Genomic DNA, 5,451 nt, shown 5'->3' with positions numbered 1-5,451 from the left:
AAGGCGCCCTCGGCCGCGCCGCGCCCGATCTTCCTCGGGCCGTCGGCGTCGCAGATCGCGCCCGCGCCCGGCGGAATGGCCAGCGCCGGCGGCAGGGCCAGCCAAGGCTCGGCGCCGGTCAGGGCGGAGGCTGAGGTGAGGGAGTCGGTGGACACGACCGATAGATAGCGGTTCGGGACGTGAAACGGAACGGGAACATGCTATAGGCGCGATGTGACGCCGCCGCCCGCTCCCGCAACGCTTTCGCCCCAGGAACTGGCGCCCTTGTTCGCCGACTGGTTCGCGTCGCGCGGCTGGTCGCCGCGACGGCACCAGCTGGAGATGATCGCGGCGGCCGAGGCGGGGTCGCACGCCCTGCTGGTCGCGCCGACCGGGGGCGGCAAGACGCTGGCGGGGTTTCTGCCGTCGCTGGTGGAGCTGGCGGAGCGGGGGCCGAGGCCGGCGTTCGGGCCGGGGTCGGGGGTTCACACCCTCTATCTGTCGCCGCTGAAGGCGCTGACGACCGACGTCGAGCGCAATCTGATGACGCCGATCCGCGAGATCGGGCTGAACATCCATGTCGAGAGCCGCACCGGCGATACGAAACAGTCGAAGAAGGCGCGGCAGCGCGAGTTTCCGCCGGACATCCTGCTGACCACGCCGGAACAGCTGGCCCTGTTCTGCGCCTGGGACGGCGCGCGCGAGTATTTCGCCGATCTGAAATGCGTGGTGCTGGACGAGGTCCACGCCATCTGGAGCGGCAAGCGGGGGGATCTGCTGTCGCTCGGGCTGGGTCGGTTGCAACAGTTCGCGCCGGGGATGCGGCGGGTGGCGCTGTCGGCGACGGTGGACGATCCGGAGATGATCGCGGGGTGGCTGAGGCCGGGGCGCCCCTCCACCGCTGCGCGGTCCCCCTACCCATTTCATGGGGAGGGGACGGCGCGTCCTGTCTCCTCCCTGTCGCGAAGCGATGGGGAGGGGGACCATGCGAAGCATGGTGGAGGGGTAGACCGCGACGTCACCATCGTCCGCGGCGACCCCGGCGCGCCTCCCGTGATCGATGTCCTCGTCTCCGAAGGCCACGTCCCCTGGGCCGGCCACACCGGCCAGCACGCCATCCCCGAGGTCTATGAGGCGCTGAAGCGCTCGGGCATGACGCTGATCTTCGTCAACACGCGCTGGCAGGCGGAGTTCGTCTTCCAGTCGCTGTGGGCCATCAATGAGGACGACCTGCCCATCGCCCTGCACCACGGGTCTCTGGCGGCGGAGCAGCGGCGCAAGGTCGAGGCGGCGATGGCGCGGGGCGACCTCAGGGCCGTGGTCTGCACCTCGACGCTGGATCTCGGCATCGACTGGGGCGACGTCGACCTGGTGATCCAGCTGGCGGCGCCCAAGGGGGCCTCGCGTCTGGTGCAGCGGATCGGCCGGGCCAACCACCGGCTCGACGAGCCGTCCCGCGCCCTGATGGTGCCCGCCAGCCGGTTCGAGATGCTGGAATGCCAGGCCGCGCGCGAGGCGGTGGCCGCGAACGCCTTCGACTGGGAGCCGGTGCATACGGGCACGCTCGACACCCTGGCCCAGCACGTCATGGGCTGCGCCTGTTCCGAACCGTTCGCCATGGATGATCTGTATACGGAGATCACCGGCTGCGGCCCCTATCGCGGGCTGACCTACGAGCAGTTCGAGGAGGTCGTCGATCTGGTCGCCACCGGCGGCTACGCCCTGCGCACCTATGAGCGGTTCGCGCGGATCGTCCGGACGCGGGACGGCAAATGGACGGTGCGCAACGCCCAGACGGCCCAGCGGCACCGGATGAATGTCGGGACGATCGTGGCCGCCGCGACCCTGAATGTGCGCATCGCCTCGCGGCGGGGGGCGTCTTTGGGCGGCGCCTCGAAACAGCTGATCGGCGGGCGCAAGGTCGGCGAGGCCGAGGAGAACTATTTCGAGCAGATGTCGCCCGGCGACACCTTCGTCTTCGCCGGCCAGGTCTGGGCCTTCCAGGGCATCAACGGCATGGACGCGCTCGTCACCCACGCCCAGGACAAGGACCCCAAGATCCCGTCCTGGGGCGGGTCGAAATTCCCCATGTCGACCTCCCTCGCCGACCGGGTCCGGGCCATGATCCAGGACCGCGACCACTGGCGCGTCCTGCCGCCCGACGTGCAGGAGTGGCTGGAGCTGCAGGCGGCGCGGTCGGTGATCCCGGATGCGGAGACGCTACTGGTCGAGACCTTCCCGCGCGGCAGCCGGCATTTCCTCGTCGCCTATCCGTTCGAGGGCGGGCTGGCGCACGGGACCTTGTGCATGCTGTTGACGCGGCGGCTGGATCGACTCGGGGTCGGGCCGCTGGGCTTCGTCTGCACCGACTATTCGCTGGCCATCTGGTCGATCAAGCCGATGGACGGTCTGGACCTCGGCGCCCTGTTCGAGCCCGACATGCTGGGCGACGATCTGGAGAGCTGGCTGGCCGAGAGCTTCATGATGAAGCGGACCTTCCGCAATTGCGCCCTGATCTCCGGCCTGATCGAGAAGCGCCAGCCGGGCAATGAGAAGACGGGACGGCAGGTGACCTTCTCGACGGACCTGATCTACGACGTGCTGCGCCGCCACCAGCCTGATCACCTGCTGCTCAAGACCGCCCGCGCCGATGCGGCCGCGGGTCTGCTGGACGTGGCGCGGCTGGGGCAGTTGCTGACGCGCATCAAGGGCCAGATCCGCCATGTGCCGCTGGAGCGGCCGTCGCCCTTCTGCGTGCCGGTGCTGGTCCAGATCGGGCGCGAACGGGTCGGTGGAGGCCAGGCGGCGGAGATGATCCTCGACGCGTCGGCCTACGGCTTCGACGAGGCCGATCTGATCGCCGAGGTGATGGCGGATGCGCCGCCCGAACTGGCGGGGGCGGAATGAACGCGGCCCTCAGACAGGCCCTGTCCCCCGCCCGATGCCCCAGCGGCGGCCTGCGGGTTCATATCGAGGGCGAACCGTGCGTGCTGCGCTGCTCGGGCGCCCTGTGGGTGCTGAACCACCGGACCCTGATCGCCGCCGACCTGCATCTGGAGAAGGGCTCGGCTTTCGCCGCCCGCGGCCAGATGCTGCCCCCCTATGACAGCCGCGCCACCCTCGACCGGCTCGAAGCCGAGATCGACGCCCTGCAGCCGGCGGCGGTGGTCCTTCTGGGCGACAGCTTCCATGACGCGAGGTCGGTGGGGCGGATGGCGGCGGACGACAAGGCGCGGCTGGACCGGCTGGCGGCGGGCCGCGACTGGATCTGGCTGGAGGGCAACCATGACATCGCCGCGCTCGCGGGGGCCATGGACGACCTGGTCGGCGAGGTGGTCGAGACCATGGCGCTCGGCTCCCTGCGCCTGATTCATGAGCCCCAGCCGAGCGTGCAACCCGGCGAGATCGCCGGCCATCTGCACCCGGCGGCGCGGGTCGCGGCCCATGGACGGGGGGTGCGGCGGCCGTGTTTCGTAACGGACGGACGGCGCGCGGTCCTGCCGGCCTTCGGGGCGTTCACGGGCGGGCTGGACGTGAGGGATCCGGCGATCGCGGGCCTGTTCGCGGAGCCGCCTATGGCTGCGGCGCTGGGACGGGATCGGGTGCACGCGCTGGCATGGGAGACGCTGCGATAGGGTCCCTTGCCAGCAGGGCGTTCGACGCCCCCTCGATCCGTTCCTCCAGCTGCTCCATGAACTCAGCCCGCTTCAGCCCCGCCGGGATGGCCGGCAGGAATTCATAGACCACCGTCCCCGGATAGCGCCGGAAGCCGTGCGCGGGCCAGTGAACCCCGGAGTTCGTCGCCATCGGGGTGCAGGGGCAGTCGAGGTCGCGGTACAAGGCCGCGATGCCGGGCTTGTAGTCGGCGGGGGCGCCGACCGGCGCGCGGGTGCCTTCGGGGAAGATCAGCATCTGGCGGCCCTCGGCGAACCGGGCCCGGGCCTGTTTGACCATGTCCTTCAGCGCCTTCGAATGCGCGGAGCGGTCGACGGCGATCATCTTCGTCTTCGTCGCGAACCAGCCGAAGAAGGGCAGGGGGGCCAGCTCCTGCTTCATGATGAAACAGTTGTCGGGCAGGACGGCGAACGGGGCGATCACGTCCAGCATCGACTGGTGCTTGCCGGCGATCAGGGCCGCGCCGGTCGGGCGATGCTCCAGCCCGCGGAACTCGACCTTGACCCCCGCGATCCAGCGCAGGCCGAACAGGCAGAATTTCGACCAGCTGCGGATCACCCACATCGACTGGCGGTAGGGCATCAGCAGCGCCGGCGACAGGCCGACGGCGAACAGGGCCATCGACAGATAGAGCCAGGCGACGAACAGCAGCGACCGGATCGTGGTCACGTCAGGCGGCCTTTTCAGCCGCTGCGTCGGCTGGAGCTTCGGTCGTGTCGGCGCGACCGCCGCCGACCGTGGCGCGGGCCAGGGCGGCGAGATATTTCATATATTCCAGCGTCATCCGCCGCGCGGTGACGGCGGCTTTCCACCAGCGGGAATTGTCCAGCGACGGGGTCTCGACCGCATAGGGCGTCAGTTCGATCCCCGGCGCGGCGGCGCGGATCTCGGTCAGGGCGCGCGGCATGTGGTAGTCCGAGGTCACCACGATCAGGCTGTCATAGCCCTTGGCCTCGGCCCAGGCGGCGATCTCCTGGGCGTTGCCGACGGTGTCCTCGGCCTCGAAGCCCAGGTCGACGCAGCAGTTGAACAGGCGGTTGGAGCCCGGCGTCAGGGCGCGCAGTTCCTGACGGCGGACCTCGCGATTGACGCCGGAGATCAGCACCCGCTGGCCCTTGTCCTGTTCCAGCAGGCGGATGGCGGCGTTGACCCGTTCGGCCGAGGGGCCGGTCAGGGCGACGATGGCGTCGGCGCGCGCCGGCTCGGGCGCGGGCGTGAAGCCGCGCACGCGATCGGCGAAGGCGAACAGGCCGATCGTCCAGATCAGCACCAGAATGGCGATGAAGGTCAGAAACTTCATGCGCTTAACCTAGTGACCCTGCTTCAGCCGCGCCAGCGCGGTGAATCGCGCGGCCACAAGCGCCACCGTAGCCGCCAGCAGCGGACAAGGCGAGAGAATCAGCAGGTCGCTCCAGGCCAGCGGCAGGGCGGGCGTCACCCCCTCGGCCCCGCCGAGGAAGCGCAGGCCCGCGACCAGGGCCATGGCGACCACCGCCCCCATGGCCCCGGCCCCGGCGGCCAGCAGGCCGTAGCGGAGCTGAAACAGACCCGCGATGGCGCTGTCGGAAGCGCCGTTCAGGCTGAGCGTGCTGATCACGCCCGACTGGGCCGCCATCCCGGCGCGGGTGGCGTAGGCGACGGCCGCCCCGGCCGCGCCCGCGGTCAGCAGGAAGGCGGCGGCGGCGAGAAGGGTGATCAGGCCCGCCGACCGTTCGACCTCGCCGCGCCACAGGCTGTGGTCGTCGATGGTGGCGTCCAGCCCGGCCTCGGCCAGGGCCCGGCCCAGGGTCACGGCGC

4 protein-coding genes and 1 pseudogene are annotated in these 5,451 nt (G+C 70.4%); 2 read left to right on the top strand and 3 right to left on the bottom strand.

Annotated elements, in window-relative coordinates:
• The first annotated feature begins 321 nt into the window (after positions 1-321).
• Together QQJ79_RS14560 and pdeM are read left to right on the top strand one after the other, a co-directional pair.
• Positions 322-2,886, top strand: a complete 2,565-nt coding sequence (locus tag QQJ79_RS14560) for a ligase-associated DNA damage response DEXH box helicase (protein WP_431307606.1) — start codon at positions 322-324, stop codon at positions 2,884-2,886.
• A complete protein-coding gene (pdeM, locus tag QQJ79_RS14555; protein ID WP_284223641.1) occupies positions 2,883-3,614 on the top strand; it encodes a ligase-associated DNA damage response endonuclease PdeM in 732 nt (243 codons plus the stop codon). Before QQJ79_RS14560 ends, pdeM begins: the two co-directional genes overlap by 4 nt.
• Here pdeM and QQJ79_RS14550 read toward each other — a convergent pair.
• From QQJ79_RS14550 to QQJ79_RS14540, 3 genes and pseudogenes are all read right to left on the bottom strand, one after another.
• Positions 3,553-4,323 carry a lysophospholipid acyltransferase family protein gene (locus tag QQJ79_RS14550; RefSeq protein ID WP_284223640.1) on the bottom strand — a complete coding sequence of 257 codons (771 nt, stop codon included), beginning with the start codon at positions 4,321-4,323 and terminating at the stop codon, positions 3,553-3,555. The two genes, pdeM and QQJ79_RS14550, sit on opposite strands and share 62 nt — an antisense overlap.
• 1 nt (position 4,324) lies before the next feature.
• Entirely contained in the window at positions 4,325-4,954 is a 630-nt protein-coding gene (locus tag QQJ79_RS14545) for a YdcF family protein (RefSeq protein ID WP_284223639.1), read from the bottom strand.
• A gap of 9 nt (positions 4,955-4,963) precedes the next feature.
• Positions 4,964-5,451 (bottom strand): annotated as a pseudogene (locus QQJ79_RS14540) (ABC transporter permease); the annotation flags it as partial.

The sequence above is a fragment of the Brevundimonas denitrificans genome (assembly GCF_030160755.1).
Taxonomy (GTDB): domain Bacteria; phylum Pseudomonadota; class Alphaproteobacteria; order Caulobacterales; family Caulobacteraceae; genus Brevundimonas; species Brevundimonas denitrificans.
This window is presented reverse-complemented; position numbering and strand designations above follow the sequence as displayed.

What these genes read in the sequence shown, in the direction of transcription:
- QQJ79_RS14560 (WP_431307606.1), top strand. Translation starts at nt 322, where the DNA reads ATGATCGCGGCGGCCGAGGCGGGGTCGCACGCCCTGCTGGTCGCGCCG.
- pdeM (WP_284223641.1), top strand. Translation starts at nt 2,883, where the DNA reads ATGAACGCGGCCCTCAGACAGGCCCTGTCCCCCGCCCGATGCCCCAGC.
- QQJ79_RS14545 (WP_284223639.1), bottom strand. Translation starts at nt 4,954, where the DNA reads ATGAAGTTTCTGACCTTCATCGCCATTCTGGTGCTGATCTGGACGATC.